This window comes from Bradyrhizobium sp. AUGA SZCCT0182 (genome assembly GCF_018130185.1).
Taxonomy (GTDB): Bacteria; Pseudomonadota; Alphaproteobacteria; order Rhizobiales; family Xanthobacteraceae; genus Bradyrhizobium.
In genome coordinates, this window is record NZ_JAFCLY010000022.1 from 69,063 (window position 1) to 89,382 (window position 20,320).

Genomic DNA, 20,320 nt, shown 5'->3' on the forward strand with positions numbered 1-20,320 from the left:
CATGAGCGCAGCTGCAGAAGACGCCGTTACAGAAGCCCCGGCCGTCGAGGCCGTTCCGAAGCGCGCCATGACGCTGAGCACCGGCACCTCGCTGGTGATCCTGGCGGCGCTGCTCGTCACACCGATGTTCGTGAAGAACTTCGTCGTCTTCCAGATGACGATGGTCATGATCTACGGGATCGCGGTGCTGGCGCTCAACATCCTGACCGGCGGAAGCGGGCAGTTTTCGCTCGGCCAAAGCGCGTTCTACGCGCTCGGCGCCTATACGTCGGCGGTCCTGATGGAAGTCGCCAACATGAACTACGCGCTGACGCTGCCGATTGCGGGGCTTGTGGCGTTCGGCGCCGGCTATTTGTTCGGCAAGCCCGCCTTGCGGCTTTCCGGCATCTACCTTGCCCTTGCCACCTTCGCGCTGGCGGTCGCCATGCCGCAGCTCCTGAAGCTGCATTTCCTCGAGCACTGGACCGGCGGCGTGCAGGGCCTCACCGTCATGAAACCCGATGCGCCGTTCGGCCTGCCGATCGGACAGGACAAGTGGCTCTATTACTTCACACTGGCGATCTCGCTGGCGATCTATATCGGGTCGATCAACCTGCTGCGCTCGCGCTCGGGCCGCGCCTTCATGTCGATCCGCGACAATGAGATCGCGGCCTCGGCCATGGGCGTCGACGTCGCGCAGTACAAGACGCTCGCCTTCGGCGTGTCAGCGGGCATCACCGGCATCGCCGGCGGGCTCAGCGCCATCGTCGTGGCGTTCGTGGCGCCTGACAGCTACACGATCAACCTGGCCATCGCGCTGTTCCTCGGCATGGTGGTCGGCGGCGTGGGCTGGCTGCCCGGCTCGTTCGTCGGCGCCGCCTTCATCATCTTCGTGCCCAACATCGCCGAGAGCATCTCCAAGGGCCTCTCCGGCGCCGTGTTCGGCGTGCTGCTGTTCCTTGTCATCTTCCTGGTGCCGCACGGCGCAAGGCAGGTCGCAATGGTCGCCCAGCATTTGCTCGGCAAACTGACGAAGAAGAACTAACCTCAAACTCGAATCCGGAAACCTGAAATAATGATGCTTTCGACAACAAGAAGCGCCGCGTTCGCGACGGCGCTCATCGGCTCTATTGCCGTCAGCGGCAGTGCCCTCGCCCAGAAGAAGTACGACACCGGCGCGTCCGATACCGAAATCAAGATCGGCAACATCATGCCCTATAGCGGACCGGCGTCCGCCTACGGCGTGATCGGCAAGACCGAAGAGGCATACTTCAAGAAGATCAACGCGGAAGGCGGCATCAATGGCCGCAAGATCACTTTCGTCACCTACGACGACAGCTACAGCCCGCCGAAGGCCGTCGAGCAGGCCCGCAAGCTGGTCGAGAGCGACGAAGTGCTTGTGGTGTTCAATCCGCTCGGCACGCCGTCCAATTCCGCGATCCAGAAGTATCTCAACTCGAAGAAGGTACCGCAGCTGTTCGTCGCGACCGGCGCCACCAAATGGAACGAGCCGAAGGACTTCCCCTGGACGATCGGCTGGCAGCCCAGCTACCAGAGCGAAGCGCGGATCTATGCCAAGTTCCTGATGAAGGAAAAGCCGGATGGCAAGATCGCAGTGTTTTATCAGAACGACGACTTCGGCAAGGATTACCTCAAGGGCCTGAAGGACGGCCTCGGCGCCAAGGCGTCGATGATCGTCGCCGAGGAAAGCTATGAGACCTCGGAGCCGTCAATCGACTCCCACATCGTCAAGCTTAAAGCCACCGGCGCCGACGTCTTCATCAGCATCACGACGCCGAAGTTCGCCGCCCAGGCCATCAAGAAGATCGCCGAAGTCGAATGGAGGCCGCTGCACATCGTCTCCAACGTCTCGGCCTCGGTCGGCAGCGTGATCAAGCCGGCGGGCTTCGAGAATGCGCAAGGCATTCTCTCGGCCAACTACGCCAAGGACGGCGCGGACGCGCAATGGGACAATGATCCCGGCATGAAGAAGTTCTACGAATTCCTCGCCAAGTATTATCCCGAAGCCAACAAGCTCGACGGCTCCGTGGTCTATGGCTACGGCGCGGCGCAAACCATGGTGAAGGTGCTGGAGATGTGCGGTGACGACCTCACCCGCGCCAACGTGATGAAGCAGGCTGCCAGCCTGAAGGACTTTGCGCCCGACACCCTGCTGCCCGGCGTCAAAATCAACACGTCAGCCAAGGACTTCGCCCCGATCGAACAGCTTCAGATGCAGCGGTTCAAGGGCGAGAAATGGGAGCTGTTCGGCGACATCATCAGCGGCGAACTCAGTAATTAATATTCCGCGTCACGGGCAGTCCGCCCGGGACTTGAGACTAAAATATCGCCCCCCGCGACACCGTCGCGGGGGGCTTTTTGTTGCCCGGCGCGACCGAAAGGTATTGAATGATGGCAGGAGCCGGAAAGTGCTCCAACTTCAAGAAGAAACGACACATTCATCGTGGTCTCCAGGGAGAGAAAAACATGCCTGCTATCAACTTGCGATTGGGGGCCTTTTCGGCCGCTCTCGCATTGCTCGCCGCCACCAGCAGCGGGGCGCTTGCCCAAAAGAAATACGACACCGGCGCATCCGATACCGAAATCAAGATCGGCAACATCATGCCCTACAGTGGACCCGCATCCGCCTACGGCGTGATCGGCAAGACCGAAGAGGCCTACTTCAAGAAGATCAATGCGGAAGGCGGCATCAATGGCCGCAAGATCAACTTCGTCTCCTACGACGACGCCTACAGCCCGCCGAAGACAGTCGAGCAGGTGCGCAAGCTGGTAGAGAGCGACGAAGTCTTGCTCGTCTTCAATCCGCTCGGCACGCCGCCGAACTCGGCGATTCAGAAATACATGAACCAGAAGAAGGTGCCGCAACTGTTCGTCGCCACCGGCGCGACCAAATGGAACGACCCCAAGGAATTTCCCTGGACCATTGGCTGGCAACCGAACTACCAGAGCGAAACCATCATCTACGCAAAGTACATTCTGAAGCACAAGCCGGACGCCAAGATCGGCGTGCTGTACCAGAACGACGATTACGGCAAGGATTACCTGAAGGGCCTGAAGGACGGACTTGGCGCCAAGGCGGCGTCGATGATTGTCATGGAGGAGAGCTTCGAAGTTTCGCAGCCGACCATCGACTCCCACATCGTCAAGCTCAAGGCGAGCGGCGCTGATGTGTTCATCAACATCACGACGCCGAAATTCGCGGCGCAGGCGATCAAGAAGAACATGGAGATCGGCTGGAAGCCGCTGCACTTCCTCAACAACGTGTCGGCCTCGATCGGCAGCGTCATCAAGCCTGCCGGCTTCGAAAACGCGCAGGACATCATTTCGTCGAATTACCTGAAGGATCCGACCGACAAGCAATGGAAGGACGATGCGGGGATGAAGGCCTGGAACGAGTTCCTGGACAAATACTACCCCGAAGCCAACCGCGCCGACGCGTCAGTCATGTACGCCTACACCGTGGCCCAGGGCCTCGTGCACGTGCTGAAAGCCTGCGGTGACAACCTGACGCGCGAAAACATCATGAAGCAGGCCGCGAGCATCAAGGACCTCGAGCTTGGCGGCTTGCTGCCCGGCGTCAAGGTCAATACCTCGGCGACCGACTTCGCCCCGATCTCGCAGTTGCAGCTCATGAAGTTCAAGGGCGAGGGCTGGGAACTGTTCGGCGAAATTCTCACCGGCGACGTCGGCGGCTAATCCGCGATCGGTTCTCTAGCGCCTGACTACTAAAGGAGCAGCCCCTGCGGCATCGCCGCAGGGGCTTTTTCTTGATGCTTTCCGCTAAATCGTATTCAATCCCTCCACGTCATGCGCGAACTGCAATCAACAACAGAGCGTGACGCTTGCACAAAAAGACAATCTCAAAAGGGGAGACTCGGAAATGCCTATTGCTACCAGCAGACTCGCCATTGCCTCGGCCGCGCTCATTGCGTTCGCAGCCACGAGCAACGGCGCGCTCGCTCAAAAAAAATACGACAGCGGTGCCACCGATACTGAAATCAAGATCGGCAACATCATGCCCTATAGCGGCCCTGCATCCGCCTATGGCGTGATCGGCAAGACCGAAGAGGCCTACTTCAAGAAGATCAACGCCGAAGGCGGCATCAACGGCCGCAAGATCACCTTCATCAGCTATGACGATACCTACTCACCGCCGAAGACCGTCGAGCAGGCCCGCAAGCTGGTCGAGAGCGACGAAGTGCTGCTGGTATTCAATCCGCTCGGTACTCCGCCGAATTCGGCGATCCAGAAATATCTGAACAGCAAGAAGGTGCCGCAGCTGTTCGTCGCCACCGGCGCCACCAAGTGGAACGATCCGAAGAACTTCCCCTGGACCATGGGATGGCAGCCCAACTATCAGAGCGAAACGCAGATCTACGCGAAATACATCCTGAAGGAGAAGCCGAACGCCAAGATCGCCGTGCTGTATCAGAACGACGACTACGGCAAGGACTATCTGAAGGGATTCAAGGACGGGCTCGGCGCCAAGGCCGCATCGATGATCGTCATCGAGGAGAGCTATGAAGTCTCCGAACCGACGATCGATTCCCACATCGTCAAGATGAAGTCGACCGGCGCCGACGTGTTCATCAACATCACCACGCCGAAATTCGCGGCGCAGGCGATCAAGAAGAACGCCGAAATCGGCTGGAAGCCGCTGCACTTCCTCAACAACGTCTCGGCCTCGATCGGCAGCGTCATCAAGCCGGCCGGCATGGAAAACGCGCAGGACATTATCTCGTCGCAATACCTGAAGGATCCGACGGATGCGCAGTGGAAGGACGATCCCGGCATGAAGGCCTGGAACGCGTTCCTGGACAAGTATTATCCGGAGGCCAACCGCGCCGATGCGTCGGTGATCTTCGGCTATACCGTCGCCCAGGGTCTTGTGCATGTGTTGAAGGCTTGCGGCGACGATCTCACGCGCGAGAACGTCATGAAGCAGGCGGCCAACATCAAGAACCTCGAACTCGAAGGCTTGCTGCCGGGCATCAAGGTCAACACCTCGCCCACCGACTTTGCGCCGATCTCGCAGGTGCAACTGATCAAGTTCAAGGGCGAGACCTGGGAACGCTTCGGCGAAATCCTCTCCGGTGACGTCGGCGGCTAGAGCCTTTCCCGTTCCGATTAAAATCGGAACGGGACTCTAGATTCTTGATTTGACGCGTTTTCTTGACGCGAACCGGTGGCCACTTCGCTGGAAAACGCTCTAGTTATTCCAAATGCCGATCGGCCCATTGCGGCCTCAAGCGCCCCCGCGGCCCGCCCGCGGGGGTTTTCTTTTGCGGCGATTGGATGGATAACCGGTCTTCCATTCGCGATCTCTGGCTTGCCGTGAACCGATGACCGACCGACGTCCCCTCCTGCGTGCGATCTTCGATGCGGCCGTCGCAGCCGCCCATCCCGATGTGGTGCTGTCGGCGCATTTGCCTCCCGCACCCAGGGGCCGCGTGATTTGCCTCGCCGCCGGCAAGGGCGCCGCTGCCATGGCCGCGTCCGCCGAGCGATACTATCTCGATACGCTCGCGCTCGACCCGGAGCGCCTCACCGGCATTGCCACCACGCGGCACGGCCACGGCGTGCCGACGCGGCGGATCAGGGTCGTCGAAGCCGGCCATCCCGTGCCCGACGAAGCCGGGCTGAAAGCGGCCGACGACACGCTGCGTCTCGCGGCCGAGGCAACCGCCGACGACCTGTTGCTGGTGCTGCTGTCGGGCGGCGGCTCGGCGAACTGGATCGCCCCGGTCGAGGGCGTTTCATTCGCGCAGAAGCAGCAGGTGAACCGCGCGCTGCTGCGTTCCGGCGCGCCGATCGGCGAGATGAATATCGTCCGCAAGCATTTGTCGCGCATCAAGGGCGGCCGGCTGGCCCGCGCAGGCCACCGCGCCGCCGAAATCGTCACGCTGGCGATCTCCGACGTGCCGCACGACGATCCGTCCGCGATCGCGTCCGGGCCGACGGTGCCGGATCCGACCACGCTGGCGGACGCCCGCGCGCTGGTCGCGAAGTACAATCTCGCCGTCGACGATGCGGTTCGGCGTGCGCTGGACGACCCGAAAAACGAGAGCTGCAAGCCCGGCGATCCCGCGTTCACGCGCGCGCGGTTCGAACTGGTCGCGCGGCCGAAGGCCTCGCTCGATGCGGCGATCAGGATCGCACAGGATGCGGGCTACGCCATCATCGGTCTCGGCGCCGACCTCGAAGGCGAGGCACGCGAGGTCGCTGCCGCTCACGTCCAACTGGCGCTGAAAGCGCGCAGCGAAGGCAAGCGCACCGCGATCCTGTCGGGCGGCGAACTCACGGTGACCGTGCGCGGCAATGGCCGCGGCGGCCCCAACCAGGAATATGCGCTGGCGCTGGCGGACCTCTTGAAAGAGATACCGGACATTTGCGCGCTGGCCGGCGATACCGACGGCGCCGATGGCGGCGCCGGCAGCGCGAGCGATCCCGCCGGGGCCGTGATCGACCAGACCACATTTGCGAAGATGAAATCGCTTGGTCTCGATCCCAGGGCCTATCTGGACAACAACGACGCCACCGCCTTCTTTGTGGCAACGGGCGATCTGCTGCTGACCGGTCCGACGCTCACCAATGTCAACGACGTCAGGGTGATCCTGGTCGATTGAATTTGGGCCGTGGTCCTTCGATTTGATATCCGCCCAGGCCGATGGCATTAACGTTTTGTTGAGGACGTTCGCGGGAATGCACGAACAATTGCCGCCTCTCAAAGCTGCAATTCACCAGCCTCGTCCTTAATAGGACCCTCCTTATTGCCGGGGTGCCGCAAATCGCGGCAGGGGAACACGGGAAATGGTGCATTCTTTTGCGGGACCTATCCGTCCCGAGCCCGCTCACTTGAGTGCGCGGCTCGAGGAGGCGATCAATCATCTGTCGCTTGGAATTGTCGTCTTCGATGAGAAGCGGAAAGTCGTCTTCTGCAATAGACGTTACGCGGAGATGTACGGGCTTTCGCCGGAACAGGTGAAGCCGGGCACGCCGACCAGCGAACTGATCCGGCACCGGCTGAAGCTCGGCCTGAAGGTGGCGGTGGCGCCGGATGATTACGTTCGCGCCCGCGTCGGACAGAACATCGCGCTCGACACCACGTTTCAGGAGTTCACCGACGGGCGGATCATCGCCTACACGGTCTACCCGATGCCCGGCGGCGGCGGGATGTCGACCCACGAGGACATCACCGAGCGCGAAGAACTCCATGCCCGCCTGAAGACCCAGTACGAGCTGGGAAAGGAGCAGGAAGAGGCGCTGCGGATACGAAACTTCCAGTTCGACACCGCGATCAACAACATGTCGCAGGGGCTGTGCTTCTTCGATGCCGACCACCGCCTGATCGTGTGCAACGACCGCTTCGTCGAGATGTACGACATCCCGTTCGGCCGCGTCGGACCCGGCACGCCGCTGACGGACATCGTCGACCTTCGCTTTGAAGCCGGCAGCTTCCCCGCGATGACCCGGGATGAATATCTCCATTGGCGTACCAATGTGGCGGTTTCCAACGTCGCCAAAGACAGCATCGTCGAACTGCAGAACGGACGCACCTTCAAGATCCGCCATCGGCCGATGCCCGGCGGCGGCTGGGTCGCCACGCACGAGGACATCACCGAGCAGCGGCAATCCGAGGTCAAGATCGAATACATGGCCCACCATGATTCGCTCACCGAACTCGCCAACCGGGTGCTGCTCAACGAACGGCTCGAACACGCCATGGGCCGCGAGGAAACGGTCGCGGTTCATCACCTCGATCTTGATCAGTTCAAGGCCGTGAACGACACGTTTGGCCATCACGCCGGCGACAAGCTTCTGAAGATCGTCGCCGAGCGCCTGTGCGGGCTGGTTCGCGACACCGACACCATTGCGCGAATGGGTGGCGATGAGTTCGTCATCGTGCAGGCCCCGATCGCGGACCCGGCCGACGCAACGTCGCTGGCGCAGCGCGTCATCGGCCTTTTGAGCGAACCCTACGACCTTGATGGTCACCAGGCCGTGATCGGCGCCAGCATCGGCATCTCGGTCGGACCCGGCGACGGCAACAGCCCCGACAAGCTGTTGCGGAGTGCAGACCTCGCGCTGTACCGCGCCAAGGGCGACGGGCGCGGCACGTTTCGCTTCTTTGAGCCGGTGATGGATCTGCAGATGCAGACGCGCCGCGTCATGGAGCAGGATTTGCGCAAGGCGCTGCCGGCGGGCGAGTTCGAACTGCACTATCAGCCCGTCGTCAATCTGGCGAGCAACGAGATCAGCGGATTTGAGGCCCTGATCCGCTGGAATCATCCGACCAAGGGCATGATTTCTCCGGCCGCGTTCATTCCGCTGGCCGAAGAGATCGGCTTCATCGTCCCGATGGGCGAATGGGTGATCCGCCAGGCCTGCACCACCGCGGCGCAATGGCCCGGCAACCTCGACATCGCCGTCAACATTTCGGCGGTGCAGTTTCGCAACCCCGGCCTGATGCAGGTGATAACAGGCGCGCTTACCGCCTCGGGACTGGACCCGGCCCGGCTGGAGATCGAAATCACCGAGACCGTGCTGCTGCACAACAAGGAAGCGACACTCGCGGTGCTGCATCAGTTGCGGGAACTCGGCATCCGGATCGCGATGGACGATTTCGGCACCGGCTATTCCTCGCTGACCTATTTGCAGAGTTTTCCGTTCGACAAGATCAAGATCGACCGCTCCTTCGTCAAGGACATCACCGAGAATTCGGGCTCGCTCAACATCGTGCGGGCGGTCGCAGCACTCGCCAATGGCATGGGCATGACGGCCACCGCCGAAGGCGTGGAGACCAAGGAACAGCTCGACAGCATCGCGTCCGAAGGATGCACGGAGATGCAGGGCTTCCTGTTCAGCAAGCCGCTTCCCGCCCGTGAGATCGAGCGGCTGTTCCTGAACGGGAATGGGGCGAAGGCAATCGCTGGACGTATCGTCGCGGCTTGATTAATTGTTGTTTGTCATTCCGGGGCATCGCGCAGCGATGAACCTCAGATGTGCAATTGCACATCGGGGAATCTCGAGATTCCGGGTTCATCGCTGCGCGACGCCCCGGAATGACAGCGTAGCTAAAACTCCGCTGCGATCTTCGACAGCATATCGAGCAGCGCGACGCGATTGGCCGGCCCCAGCACTTCGTTGAGGCGGGCTTCATGCTTGGTGGCGACGAGCTTCTTGGCGCGCGCCAGCACCGCGCGGCCCTTGTCGGTCAGCATCAGGATGTGGGAACGGCGGTCGTTGGTCGAACGCATCCGCGTGCAGAGATCGCGGCTTTCCAGCGCGTCGAGCATCGCCACGAAATTCGGCCGGAGGATGCCGAGCGTATTGGCGATCTCGGTCTGGTTGCGGCCGGGATTCTTGTCGAGCAGCAGCAGCACCGAGAATTGCGCCGGCGTCAGCTGCAGCGGCGCGACGCAGCGCAGGAAGTCCTCGAACACCCTCAGCTGCGCGCGCTTCAGCGAATAGCCGAGCAGGTCGGACAATTCGCCCATTTGCAGGGCGGCATTCTCCGCAGCGCCGTCGACCGCTTCCTTGCCGTGGGCGCGGGAAGGCTTGACGGCGTCAGTGGCCGCCTTGGAAACTGTCATCGCAGGGGGCTCGCAATCCCGATAAAAAGGTCCGCCTGTGGTCCGGGCCTTGAGGTTATGTTTGATAATTGTTATAGACTATATCAAATGTCGGCTTCTTTCAACTGCCGATATCGGACCGCCGGCTAGCCCTTAAGGGTCGAGACCGGCGCGACGCGTGAGGGGGAGCGCCAGTCTTGAACACGACGATCATGCTGTTCCTGCTGCAGGACGGCATCACCAATGGCGCGATCTATGCGTTGCTCGGGCTTGCGCTGGTGCTGGTGTTTGCCGTCACGCGCGTGATCCTGATCCCGCAGGGCGAATTCGTTACCTTCGGCGCGCTGAGCTACGCCATGCTGGCGACCGGCCAGGTGCCGGGCACGGCGCGGCTGGCGGTCGCGATGGGCGTCGTCGCCTTCGGCCTCGATCTGTATGCGGCACGGCGCTCGCTCCGCTTCAAGCTGGTGGTGCGCTCGGTGCTGCTCAACATCGTGCTGCCGGTGGCGATCCTGGCGCTGACCTACGCCCTGGCCGGTCCCAAAACACCGATTGCTATCAATATCGCGTTGTCGCTGCTGATCGTCGCGGCGATCGGGCTGTTTCTTTATCGCATCGCCTTTCAGCCGCTCGCGCACACCTCGGTGCTGGTGCTGCTGATCGCTTCGGTCGGCTGCCACCTCGCGCTGCAGGGCCTTGGCCTCGTGTTCTTCGGCGCCGAAGGCCTGCGCGGACCTGCGCTGTCGAATGCGGCGTTCACGGTGGGACCGCTGCGCTTCACCGGCCAGAGCATCGCCGTCTACGGCCTGACCGTCGCCTTCATCATCGCGCTGTGGCTGTTCTTCGGCTTCACGCTGATGGGCAAGGCGCTGCGCGCCACCGCCGTCAATCGCCTCGGCGCCCGCCTCGTCGGCATCAGGACCACGCTGTCGGGACAGATCGCCTTCCTGCTCGCCTCCGTGATCGGCGCGATTTCGGGAATCCTGATCGTGCCGATCACGACGCTCTATTACGACACCGGCTTCCTGATTGGCCTGAAGGGCTTCATCGCCGCCATCATCGGCGGGCTGGTGAGCTATCCGCTGACGGCGGTCGCCGCCCTGGTGGTCGGCAGCGTCGAGGCCTTCTCCTCGTTCTACGCCAGTAACTTCAAGGAGGTCATCGTCTTCACGCTGATCCTTCCCGTGCTGGTGCTGCGTTCGCTCGCAGCCCCCGCGGTCGAGGAAGAGAAGGACTGACGGCGATGACGCAACGGCTTCCCCTCATCACCTTCGCGATCGTCATGGCGGTGATCCCGTTCATCCCGGGCATACCGCCGTTCTGGATCGTGCTGCTCGACAATATCGGCCTTGCCGCACTGGTTGCGATGGGGCTCGTGCTGCTGACCGGCGTCGGCGGCCTCACCTCGTTCGGCCAAGCGGCGTTTTGCGGCTTCGGCGCCTACACCACCGCGGTGCTGACCACCGCCTACGGCGTGTCGCCATGGCTGACGCTGCCGCTCTCGCTGCTCGTCAGCGGCATCGCTGCGGTCCTGCTCGGCATCGTCACGGTGCGGCTGTCCGGCCATTATCTGCCGCTGGGCACCATCGCCTGGGGCATCGGGCTGTTTTATCTGTTCAGCAAGCTCGAATTCCTCGGCCGCAATGACGGCATTTCCGGCATTCCGCCGCTGAGCATCGGCGGCTTCCGGATGCTCGATCCCGGCACGATCTATTTCGCCATCTGGATCGCCGTGCTGCTCTCGGCGTTGCTGACCATGAACCTGCTGGATTCCCGCACCGGCCGCGCCATCCGCGCGCTGCGCCGCGGGCATATCGCCGGCGAAGCGTTCGGCGTACAGACGCCGCGCGCCAAGCTGCTGGTGTTCATCTACGCGGCGGTGCTGGCCGGGCTTTCCGGCTGGCTCTATGCGCACTTCCAGCGCGCCGCCAACCCGACGCCGTTCGGCGCACAGGCCGGCATCGAATATCTGTTCATCGCCGTCGTCGGTGGCGCCGGCTATGTCTGGGGCGCTGTGCTCGGCGCCGGCATCGTGGTGATCCTCAAGGAGATCCTGCAGAGCTACCTGCCGTATATTTTCGGCGGCCAGAGCCAGCTTGAGACCATCGTGTTCGGCATCCTGCTGGTCGTGCTGCTGCAGCTGGCGCCCACCGGGGTGTGGCCCTGGTTGATGTCGAGGTTGCCATTCAAGCCGGCCCGCAAGATCCCTGACACCTCGCTCGAGCTGCCTGCGCGGGTGCGGGCGCCGTCGACACCTTCGGTGCTGCTGCATATCGACAAGGCGCGCAAGCAATTCGGCGGCGTCATCGCCGTCAACGACGTCAGCTTCGACGTCGGGGCGCGTGAGATCGTTGCCCTGATCGGCCCCAACGGCGCCGGCAAGAGCACGACCTTCAACCTGATCACGGGGGTTTTGACGTCGACCGGCGGCGCGATCTCGGTGCTCGGCACCAAAGTCGACAACGCGCCGCCGCAGGAAGTCGTCAAGCTCGGCGTCAGCAGAACCTTCCAGCACGTCAAGCTGGTGCCCGACATGACCGTGCTCGAGAACGTCGCGATCGGCGCGCATCTGCGCGGCCATGCCGGCGCGATCTCCAGCATGTTCCGGCTCGACCGATCAGATGAAGCCCGATTACTGGCGGAAGCCGCGCGCCAGATCGAGCGCGTCGGCCTCGGCGACCAGATCGACCAGCTGGCGGGAAGCCTGTCGCTCGGCCAGCAGCGCATCGTCGAAATCGCGCGCGCGCTGTGCGTCGATCCGCTGCTGCTGCTGCTCGATGAGCCCGCCGCGGGCCTCCGCCACATGGAGAAGCAGCGGCTCGCCGCATTGCTGCGCCAGTTGCGTGACGGCGGCATGTCGGTGCTTCTGGTCGAGCACGACATGGGTTTTGTGATGGATCTGGCCGACCGGATCGTGGTGCTCGACTTCGGCACCAAGATCGCCGAGGGCACGCCGGCTGATATCAAGACCAACCCCGACGTGATCAAGGCCTATCTCGGAGCCACCACATGAGCGCGCTGTTGAAGGTGAGCGATGCGCATGTCGCCTATGGCAAGGTCGAGGCGGTGCGCTCGGTATCGCTCGAAGTCGCCGACAACGAGATCGTCACCATCATCGGCGCCAACGGCGCCGGCAAGACGACGCTGCTGAACGCCATCATGGGCATCCTGCCGCTCACGGGATCGGCGGCTTTCGCCGGCGCGGACATGGCTTCCCTCGACATCGAAGACCGCGTCGCTGTTGGACTGAGCCTCGTGCCCGAGCACCGCGAATTGTTCGGCACGATGAACGTCGAGGACAATCTGCAACTCGGCGCGTTCCGGATTCCGAAGGCGATTGCGGCGAGATCGTTCGAGCGGGTCTACACGCTGTTTCCGCGGCTGAAGGAGCGGCGCAAGCAACTGGCCGGCACGCTCTCCGGCGGCGAGCAGCAGATGCTGGCGATGGGCCGCGCGTTGATGGGCGCCCCAAAACTGTTGATGCTGGACGAGCCAAGCCTCGGCCTCGCACCGATCATCGTCGCCGACATCTTCCGCACCATCGGCGAACTCCGCGCCGCCGGCGTCTCGGTGCTGCTGGTCGAGCAGAATGCGCAAGCAGCATTGAAGATCGCCGACCGCGCCTATGTGATGGAGCTCGGCGAATTCGTCCTGAGCGGCCCGGCCAGCGACATTGCCACCAACGCGCGCGTCGCCGCAAGCTATCTCGGCTTCACGCACGAGGGCGAGAGCGCGATTTAGCGGTAGGGTGGGCAAAGGCGCTCTTGCGCCGTGCCCACCATCTTCGCCACTCAACTCCGTTGGTGGGCACGCTTCGCTTTGCCCACCCTACGAAGTCCCTCACTTCGCCGGAACGTACTTTCCGTTGTTCACGGTCAGGATGATGCGGGAGCGGTCGTCGAGGCCGTAGCGGTCTTTTTCGGTGAAGTTGTAGACGCCCTGGCTGGCGGCGATGTCGCGTTCGGTCAGCAGGGCCTGACGGATGCCTTCACGGAATTCCGGCGTGCCGGGCTTGCCAGCCTTCAGGGCCGGCGGAATGACGCGCTTGAGAACTTCAAAGGCGTCGTAGGAATGGCCGGCGAACTGGCTGCGGCTGTTGGCGCCGTACTTGGCTTCATAGGCGGTGTTGAGCGCGAGGCCGGGCTTCTTGGTCAGTGCTGAGTCCGGCTGGGTTTCCGGCGACATCACCGGACCGGAAGACATGATCACGCCTTCCGCCGCCGCACCCGCAATACGGATGAAGTCCATGCTGGCGGCGCCGTGGGTCTGATAGATCAGGCCCTTGTAGCCACGCTCACGCAGCGCGGCCTGCGGCAAGGCCGCGGCGGTGCCGGAGCCGCCGACGAGGACCGCGTCGGGATTGGCGGCGAGCAGCTTCAGCACCTGGCCGGTGACCGACGTATCGGTACGGGCATAACGCTCTTCAGTCGCCATGGCTATGCCCATCGGAACGGCCTGGGCCTTGAAATCATTGAACCAGAGGTCGCCGTAGGAATCCGAGTAACCGATGTAACCGACGGTCTTGATGCCGTGGGCCTTCATGTGCTCGTACAGCACCTTGCCCATGATCGGGATCGGCTGCGGCATCGCGACCGACCATTTCATGCGCGCCTCGTTGATCGGCAGCGGCGCCAGCGCGAAATGCGGAATGCCGGCTTCGTTGGCGACGGTGGAGACGGCAATCGTCGGCGGCGTGGTCGACGAACCCATGATGATGTCGGCCTTGGATTCGGTGACGAAGCGCCGCGCGTTGGTGGTGGCGGCGGTCGGATCGCCGCCGTCGTCGAGCACGATCAGTTTCAGCGGCACGCCGCCGATTTCCTTCGGCACGAATTCCAGCGCATTGCGCTCGGGAATGCCAAGGGCCGCGGCCGGGCCGGTGGTGACGATGGTGATGCCGATGACGATTTCATTGGCTTGCGCCAACGCGGGCACGGCCGGCAGCGCCAGCGACGCCGCAATCACGGCAGCGGACAGATAAAACTTCTTCATTCATTCCTCCCTTGGATATTGTTTTAATTTTAGATCAAAAATTGGTCGCCAATTCAGCCCCTTCTTTAGGTCATGCAACGCGCCAAGTCAGCTAACAAGTCAGCCATCTATGCCTCAACCACGCATGAACCGCTCGATGATTTCCGGCGGCATCGGAGCCGATTTCAGCCGCGCGGGATCGTCCGGATGCTTGCCGACCAGCACGCGGGTCTCGAACGCCTCGATCGCCAGCGCTTCACCCTTGAACACGTTGTGGACCACCTCGAAGCTGGAGCGCTTGAAGCTCTCGATCCGGCTTTCGATTCTGATCCAGTCGCCATGGGTCGAGGGGATGTGGAATTTCGCCCGCGTATCGACCATGGGAATGCCGACGAGGCCGTATTTGTGGATGATGTCCTGTTTCGAAAAGCCGGCCGCTTCGAACATGATCGAGGTCGAATCGTCGAACATCGCGAAGTAGCGCGGGTAGTAGACGATGTTGGCGGGGTCGCAATCGCCCCACTGGATCTGCACGTCGCGCCGGTTAACGAACATTGGATATCCCTAGAGCCTCATGACGTTGAATTGTACAGGTCCAGCAATTGACACCGGGGTTAGCGGATAGAGCCCCTCACCCCGACCCTCTCCCCGCAAGTGCGGGGCGAGGGAGAAGTAAACGGACCATACTTAGCGCGGGGCCATGCGGAGCGCGGCATCGAGCCGCACCACTTCGCCGTTGAGATATGGATTGTCGATCATATGCAGCGCCAGCGAAGCAAACTCGTCGGCCTGCCCGAGCCGGCGCGGGAACGGGATCGAGGCGGCGAGCGAGTCCTGCGCCTCCTGCGGCAAATTGGCCAGCAGCGGCGTGAGGAACAGGCCGGGCGCGATGGTCAGCACGCGAATGCCGAACTGCGCCAGCTCGCGCGCGATCGGCAGCGTCATCGCGACAATGCCGCCCTTGGAAGCCGAGTAGGCTGATTGCCCGATCTGGCCGTCATAGGCCGCGACCGAGGCGGTCGAGATCACGACGCCGCGTTCGCCTGACTCAAGCGGCTCCAGCTTCGACATGCCTGCTGTCGCGAGCCGCAGCATGTTGAACGAGCCGATCAGATTGACCTTGATCACGCGGTCGAAATCGGTGAGCGCCATCGGGCCTTCCTTGCCGATCACGCGCTTGGCGACGCCGATGCCGGCGCAATTGACCAGCACGCGAGCCGGGCCATGTGCCTTCGCGGCGGCGGCGACCGCCGCTTCTGCCGAGGCGGCGTCCGAGACGTCGCAGACAACGGCGACGCCGCCGATTTCGGCGGCGACGGTTTCAGCGAGCTTGGCGTTGAGGTCGCAAACCGCGACCTTGGCGCCCTGCGCGGCAAGCCGGCGCGCGGTGGCGGCGCCCAATCCGGATGCGCCACCGGTGACGATGGCGGCCTGGTCCTTCAACTGCATTGTGTTTCTCCCTGGTAGAGTCTTCTCGAAGTTGGGTTTCTGGAGTTCATTTCAGCGTGATGACCTGCGCCGGCGGCGCCGGTGAATAGATCTGCTCGATCAGCGCGCTGCGATGCTCGATCACCGCGCGCTGGTTGATGGAGCCCTTGTCGGTGACTTCGCCGCGATCGATCGACAGCGGCGCATCGAACAGCACCGCGCGCGTGATCCGGGTCGACGAGCCCGTGGCATCCGCCAGCAGCTTCTGGAACCGCTCACGGAACGCCGCGCGGATCAGCGGATCGGATGCCGCTGCCGCGAGGTCGTTCGCCGGGAGTTTCGGGTTGATCAGACGGCAGCCGTCGAGATCGAGCATGACCAGCGCCGACAGTTCGTCGCGGTTGATGCCGGCAATCACGACGTCGCGCACCAAAGGCGCGCATGCCGCAACGAACCGCGCCCTCAAGGGACCGACGCTGACCCAGGTGCCGCTGGCGAGCTTGAAATCCTCGGCGATGCGGCCATCGAAGTCGAAGCCGGCGTCGAAATTGTCGGGATCGACCGGCTTGAGCGCGTCGCCGAACTTGTAAAAACCTTCCTCGTCGAATGCCGCGGCGGTCAGTTCGGGCTGACGCCAGTACCCCGGCGTGACGTTCGGACCCTTGGCGCGGACTTCCAGCTTGCCATTGTTGGGCAGCAATTTTGCGTCATTGCCGAGCACGGGAAGGCCGACATGACCGGAGCGGCTGGTGTCGGGACGTACCGACATGAAGAACGGCGAAGTTTCCGTGGCGCCGAGGCCGGTCAGCATCGGTATGCGAAAACCGGTCTCCTGCACCGCGAGCTCGTCGAGGCTGTTCCAGATGAACGGCGACAGCGCCGCACCGGAGAAGAACATCGCATGCAGCCGTCCGAAGAATTTTGCGCGCAGCGCGGCATCCTCGCGCAGATAAGGCAGCAGCGATTCATAGCCTTTGGGGACGTTGAAATAGACCGTCGGCGAAATCTCCCCGAGATTACGCACAGTCTCCTCGATGCCGCCGGGCATCGGCTTGCCCTCGTCGAGATACATCGAGCCGCCGTTGAACAGCGTCAGCCCGATATTGTGGTTGCCGCCGAATGTGTGATTCCACGGCAGCCAGTCGATGATCACCGGCGGCTCGTCCATCAGGAACGCCAGCGTTTCCCGCAGCATCACCTGGTTGGCGCAGATCATCCGCTGGGTGTTGATGACGGCCTTGGGATTACCGGTGGAGCCTGACGTCAGCAGGAATTTGGCGATGGTGTCCGGGCCAATGGCCTCGTGGGCCGCGTCGAGGCGCCAATGCTCCGGCGTCGCCAGCAGGTCCGACAGCAGCGTCACGTCGCGGCCGGGCACCTCGCCGCGCGTTGCCGCGATCTCCGTCCCCAATGAGACGTTGGTGGCAAGCGCATCGGCGAACTTCGTGGCGTCGTCGGCGAAGACGAGGCCGGGCGTCAACAGCTTCATCAGGAAGGCCAGCTTGCCGTAATCGCGCGACACCAGTGAATAGGCCGGCGACACCGGGCAAAAGGGAATGCCGGCATAGAGCGCGCCGAACGCCAGCAGCGCATGGTCGACCGAATTGCCTGACAGGATCACGATCGGCTTTTCCGCCGAAAGCCCGCGCGCCAGCAGCGCCGAGGCGATGCGCCGCGTCGAGGTCAGCAGTTGCGCGTAGGTGATTTTTCGCCAGCCGCCGGTCGTCGCGTCGCGCTCCGCCATGAAGACGCGTTCGGGCGCTTCCCGGGCCCAATGATGCAGGCGATCGGTGATGCGCACCGGGTAGTCGCGCAGTTTGAGCTTCGGCCGCAGATAGATGGTGCCGTCATCGCGGCGATCGACCGTGACGTCGGGATTGCCGAACGAGATCGCGCGCAGCGGATGGGCGCTGCCGGTGCGCGTGGCGCTTTCAATTGGGGACATGTTGGGCTTGGCGCTCATGTCAGGTCGGTTTCACTTTGGCGGTCTTGCGATCGAGAAATTCACGGATCCGGCGCTTTGCCTCTTTGTCGCTCTGCGCCACCGTGGCCATCAGCGACTCCATCAGCAGGCCGGCCTGCGGATTGGCTTCCGCGATCATCGGCAATGCCTGCAGCACCGCAAAATTGGTCAGCGGCGCATTGGCCGCAACGCGTTCGGCCAGTTCCAGCGCCTTGGGCAGCGCGCCGCCGGCCTCGGTGAGATATTGCGAGAAGCCATAGGCGGCGCCTTCGGTCGCGGAATAGACCCGGCCCGTCAGCATCATGTCGGTCATCCGCGCCACCCCGATCAGCCGCGGCAGCCGCACCGAGCCGCCGCCGCCGACGAAGATGCCGCGCTGGCCCTCGGGCAGCGCGAAATAGGCTGATGGCTCGGCGACGCGTATATGCGCGGCGCAGGCCAACTCCAGCCCGCCGCCGATCACCGCGCCCTTGAGCGCCGCAATGACAGGCACGGGGCTGTATTGAATGCGGTCGAACACCCGATGCCACATCTGCGAGTGCCGCAGGCCCTCGGTCGCATCGTGCTCGGTCAGTTCAGACAGATCGAGGCCGGAGGAGAAGTGGTCGCCGATGCCATGGATGACCACGGCGCCGGTCCCTTCGGGAAGATTGGCGAAGCAATCCTGGATCGCGAGGATGATGCCATCGTTCAGCGCATTGCGCTTGGCGGGGCGGTTGAGACCCACGGTCAGCACCGCGCCTGATTTCTCGATGGTCAGCAATCCAGCCTGGTCAGCGGTTGCGGAAGCGGCGTTTCCCATGGATTATTGTTTCCCGTCCAGAATAGTTATATTTTATAACTATTAGCGAGGGAGTCAATCCTCTAACTATTGTCGTCCCGGCGAAGGCCGGGACCCATACGCCGCGGCGCTCATGGTAGTAGAAGGTCTCTAACGCCAGCGCTCTAACGGATGGGCCGCGGAGTATGGGTCCCGGCGCAAGGCCGGGACGACGGCGGTGTTTGTAGCTGCACCGTGCACTGAACGCACTTTTACCTTCTCGCGGCGCATTGCACCCGAGCTTTGCCAGAAACTTCCGTGCCCTCTCATCAAGAGGGCGCAGGGAAGACCGGGTGCGCGCTGCACCCGCGGTCCCGTGTGCGGTTAGCACAAGAAATGCTGCACACGAGCATACAGGGCAGCGGAGAACACCCGGCCTTCCCTGCGCAATGGCTTTACGGCTTATGCCGTGATCTCCCCGGAGACGAGTTCTTGGTTGACTCCGTCACCGCCGGTTCAGCTCACGCTTAGCCGACGGCTTGACGCCAGCAACGGGCGCCAGGACCACACGGTTTTGCCGTACGCTTATCCACGCCATCGTCAGGCGTGAACCAGCGTCCACCGCAACCCGTCCAACGTCCGTGACGACGGCCGACGCCCTTCTGAGTAGGACGGGATGGGCAAACACATGCACCTGATTTTCATTCTGGTAAACAGAAATATTTCCGATTTCAGGGCTTGACATCATTTCCGTAAATCAGAACTGATTTGCCCGGCGGGTTGTTTTGTCGCATGCACGCATCGAAATTGGGCTTGCATACAAGGCGACGCAGCACGCAGTGCGTAGGATGGGTGGGGCGAAGCGATACCCATCAATTGCTGTTGGCGGACGATGATGGGTTTCGCTTCGCTCTACCCATCCTACGAGATTGATCCCGCATATCGCACGCGCTCATGCGGGCTACGAACCTCTTGAAAAGCCCTTCACGGACCGGGACGGCGCAGCACGTATTCGCGCTTCAAGCGTGCATTTTCCTCATTGGGAGCGCTCAGAAGCTGCACCGCCACAGGCGGTAGCAGTGTATAGCTTCCGCACATGCCCAAGACGGCATCTATTCGACCTTTATAAATAATCCGCTTGCTGTCGAAGTCCACCGCCTTCGATGGATCAGCGAAACGGTTCGGATGCGCGCCAACAACGACGATTTTGCCATGAGGCCAAGTATCTTCGATTCTGCGACTGCAGCTGCCATCGCACCATTCTTCTTTGATGATGAACGCTTTCCGATCAGTGGGTGACCTGAAGAAGCGGCCCTTCAAGATTTCAACTTGATCGAAAACAATCAAGCTGCTCGGAACGTTTGTTTTGCGAAGGTCGGACAAATAACGCGCCGAGGCGATTCGTCCTCGGAATACGATGGGCGTGCGATCCAAGATTTCGAGCGCGGCTCTGGCCTCTGTGTCGCTGCGTTGCTTTTCGGGCGATATCTCGCCTCCATTGACGGGCTGATACCACGAACTTGGTGGCATCATAGGGCAATCCAGCGCCTCCGCCTCCTGCGGGGCTATAAGGACGCCAAACAACAAGAGAGCAGCAATAGAGTTGCGCAGGTTGCTGATCATGCA

16 protein-coding genes are annotated in these 20,320 nt (G+C 62.4%); 9 read left to right on the forward strand and 7 right to left on the reverse strand.

What is annotated here, in order from left to right:
- Position 1: 1 nt before the first annotated feature.
- From JQ611_RS22885 to JQ611_RS22910, 6 genes are all read left to right on the forward strand, one after another.
- Complete coding sequence (locus JQ611_RS22885) at positions 2-1,024, forward strand: branched-chain amino acid ABC transporter permease (protein ID WP_212264988.1); 1,023 nt, start codon at positions 2-4, stop codon at positions 1,022-1,024.
- A gap of 33 nt (positions 1,025-1,057) precedes the next feature.
- Positions 1,058-2,281 (forward strand): ABC transporter substrate-binding protein, encoded by a 1,224-nt coding sequence (locus JQ611_RS22890; protein WP_249133382.1) that lies wholly within the window; start codon positions 1,058-1,060, stop codon positions 2,279-2,281.
- A 185-nt stretch (positions 2,282-2,466) separates the two neighbouring features.
- The gene (locus JQ611_RS22895) at positions 2,467-3,696 is read left to right on the forward strand and encodes an ABC transporter substrate-binding protein (protein WP_212264986.1); all 1,230 of its coding nucleotides are present in this window, start codon (positions 2,467-2,469) and stop codon (positions 3,694-3,696) included.
- 184 nt (positions 3,697-3,880) lie between these two features.
- On the forward strand, positions 3,881-5,110 hold the full coding sequence (locus JQ611_RS22900) for an ABC transporter substrate-binding protein (RefSeq protein WP_212038496.1): 1,230 nt from the start codon (positions 3,881-3,883) through the stop codon (positions 5,108-5,110).
- Between the two features lie 232 nt (positions 5,111-5,342).
- Positions 5,343-6,626, forward strand: a complete 1,284-nt coding sequence (locus tag JQ611_RS22905; protein ID WP_212466668.1) for a glycerate kinase — start codon at positions 5,343-5,345, stop codon at positions 6,624-6,626.
- A 184-nt stretch (positions 6,627-6,810) separates the two neighbouring features.
- Complete coding sequence (locus tag JQ611_RS22910) at positions 6,811-8,952, forward strand: EAL domain-containing protein (protein ID WP_212466669.1); 2,142 nt, start codon at positions 6,811-6,813, stop codon at positions 8,950-8,952.
- Positions 8,953-9,074: 122 nt separating this feature from the next.
- Here the strand turns inward: JQ611_RS22910 and JQ611_RS22915 are convergent, their stop codons facing one another.
- Positions 9,075-9,593 carry a MarR family winged helix-turn-helix transcriptional regulator gene (locus JQ611_RS22915; protein ID WP_212264982.1) on the reverse strand — a complete coding sequence of 173 codons (519 nt, stop codon included), beginning with the start codon at positions 9,591-9,593 and terminating at the stop codon, positions 9,075-9,077.
- A 176-nt stretch (positions 9,594-9,769) separates the two neighbouring features.
- Between JQ611_RS22915 and JQ611_RS22920 the strand changes: the two genes are divergently transcribed.
- The 3 genes from JQ611_RS22920 to JQ611_RS22930 are packed head-to-tail and all read left to right on the forward strand — an operon-like array spanning position 9,770 to position 13,313.
- Positions 9,770-10,810: a branched-chain amino acid ABC transporter permease gene (locus tag JQ611_RS22920; RefSeq protein ID WP_212466670.1), complete on the forward strand. Its 1,041-nt coding sequence runs from the start codon at positions 9,770-9,772 to the stop codon at positions 10,808-10,810.
- Positions 10,811-10,815: 5 nt separating this feature from the next.
- Entirely contained in the window at positions 10,816-12,585 is a 1,770-nt protein-coding gene (locus JQ611_RS22925) for an ABC transporter permease subunit (protein ID WP_212466671.1), read from the forward strand.
- Positions 12,582-13,313 (forward strand): ABC transporter ATP-binding protein, encoded by a 732-nt coding sequence (locus tag JQ611_RS22930; protein WP_212390126.1) that lies wholly within the window; start codon positions 12,582-12,584, stop codon positions 13,311-13,313. The genes JQ611_RS22925 and JQ611_RS22930 overlap by 4 nt, the downstream gene beginning before the upstream one ends.
- Before the next feature lie 99 nt (positions 13,314-13,412).
- Here JQ611_RS22930 and JQ611_RS22935 read toward each other — a convergent pair whose 3' ends face one another.
- The 6 genes from JQ611_RS22935 to JQ611_RS22960 form a co-directional block, all read right to left on the reverse strand.
- The gene (locus JQ611_RS22935) at positions 13,413-14,564 is read right to left on the reverse strand and encodes an ABC transporter substrate-binding protein (protein ID WP_212466672.1); all 1,152 of its coding nucleotides are present in this window, start codon (positions 14,562-14,564) and stop codon (positions 13,413-13,415) included.
- 114 nt (positions 14,565-14,678) lie between these two features.
- Positions 14,679-15,098: a thioesterase family protein gene (locus JQ611_RS22940; RefSeq protein ID WP_212264977.1), complete on the reverse strand. Its 420-nt coding sequence runs from the start codon at positions 15,096-15,098 to the stop codon at positions 14,679-14,681.
- Positions 15,099-15,230: 132 nt separating this feature from the next.
- Positions 15,231-15,992, reverse strand: coding sequence for an SDR family NAD(P)-dependent oxidoreductase (locus JQ611_RS22945; RefSeq protein ID WP_212206156.1), 762 nt, complete (start codon positions 15,990-15,992; stop codon positions 15,231-15,233).
- Positions 15,993-16,038: 46 nt separating this feature from the next.
- Complete coding sequence (locus JQ611_RS22950) at positions 16,039-17,934, reverse strand: feruloyl-CoA synthase (protein WP_212466673.1); 1,896 nt, start codon at positions 17,932-17,934, stop codon at positions 16,039-16,041.
- Position 17,935: 1 nt separating this feature from the next.
- Positions 17,936-18,736 carry a crotonase/enoyl-CoA hydratase family protein gene (locus JQ611_RS22955; protein ID WP_192737098.1) on the reverse strand — a complete coding sequence of 267 codons (801 nt, stop codon included), beginning with the start codon at positions 18,734-18,736 and terminating at the stop codon, positions 17,936-17,938.
- A 942-nt stretch (positions 18,737-19,678) separates the two neighbouring features.
- Positions 19,679-20,317 (reverse strand): hypothetical protein, encoded by a 639-nt coding sequence (locus tag JQ611_RS22960; protein ID WP_212466674.1) that lies wholly within the window; start codon positions 20,315-20,317, stop codon positions 19,679-19,681.
- Positions 20,318-20,320: the final 3 nt, after the last annotated feature.

What these genes read in the sequence shown, in the direction of transcription:
- JQ611_RS22935 (WP_212466672.1), bottom strand. Translation starts at nt 14,564, where the DNA reads ATGAAGAAGTTTTATCTGTCCGCTGCCGTGATTGCGGCGTCGCTGGCG.
- JQ611_RS22930 (WP_212390126.1), top strand. Translation starts at nt 12,582, where the DNA reads ATGAGCGCGCTGTTGAAGGTGAGCGATGCGCATGTCGCCTATGGCAAG.
- JQ611_RS22900 (WP_212038496.1), top strand. Translation starts at nt 3,881, where the DNA reads ATGCCTATTGCTACCAGCAGACTCGCCATTGCCTCGGCCGCGCTCATT.
- JQ611_RS22955 (WP_192737098.1), bottom strand. Translation starts at nt 18,736, where the DNA reads ATGGGAAACGCCGCTTCCGCAACCGCTGACCAGGCTGGATTGCTGACC.
- JQ611_RS22940 (WP_212264977.1), bottom strand. Translation starts at nt 15,098, where the DNA reads ATGTTCGTTAACCGGCGCGACGTGCAGATCCAGTGGGGCGATTGCGAC.
- JQ611_RS22950 (WP_212466673.1), bottom strand. Translation starts at nt 17,934, where the DNA reads ATGAGCGCCAAGCCCAACATGTCCCCAATTGAAAGCGCCACGCGCACC.
- JQ611_RS22915 (WP_212264982.1), bottom strand. Translation starts at nt 9,593, where the DNA reads ATGACAGTTTCCAAGGCGGCCACTGACGCCGTCAAGCCTTCCCGCGCC.
- JQ611_RS22910 (WP_212466669.1), top strand. Translation starts at nt 6,811, where the DNA reads ATGGTGCATTCTTTTGCGGGACCTATCCGTCCCGAGCCCGCTCACTTG.
- JQ611_RS22885 (WP_212264988.1), top strand. Translation starts at nt 2, where the DNA reads ATGAGCGCAGCTGCAGAAGACGCCGTTACAGAAGCCCCGGCCGTCGAG.
- JQ611_RS22890 (WP_249133382.1), top strand. Translation starts at nt 1,058, where the DNA reads ATGCTTTCGACAACAAGAAGCGCCGCGTTCGCGACGGCGCTCATCGGC.
- JQ611_RS22945 (WP_212206156.1), bottom strand. Translation starts at nt 15,992, where the DNA reads ATGCAGTTGAAGGACCAGGCCGCCATCGTCACCGGTGGCGCATCCGGA.
- JQ611_RS22960 (WP_212466674.1), bottom strand. Translation starts at nt 20,317, where the DNA reads ATGATCAGCAACCTGCGCAACTCTATTGCTGCTCTCTTGTTGTTTGGC.
- JQ611_RS22905 (WP_212466668.1), top strand. Translation starts at nt 5,343, where the DNA reads ATGACCGACCGACGTCCCCTCCTGCGTGCGATCTTCGATGCGGCCGTC.
- JQ611_RS22895 (WP_212264986.1), top strand. Translation starts at nt 2,467, where the DNA reads ATGCCTGCTATCAACTTGCGATTGGGGGCCTTTTCGGCCGCTCTCGCA.
- JQ611_RS22925 (WP_212466671.1), top strand. Translation starts at nt 10,816, where the DNA reads ATGACGCAACGGCTTCCCCTCATCACCTTCGCGATCGTCATGGCGGTG.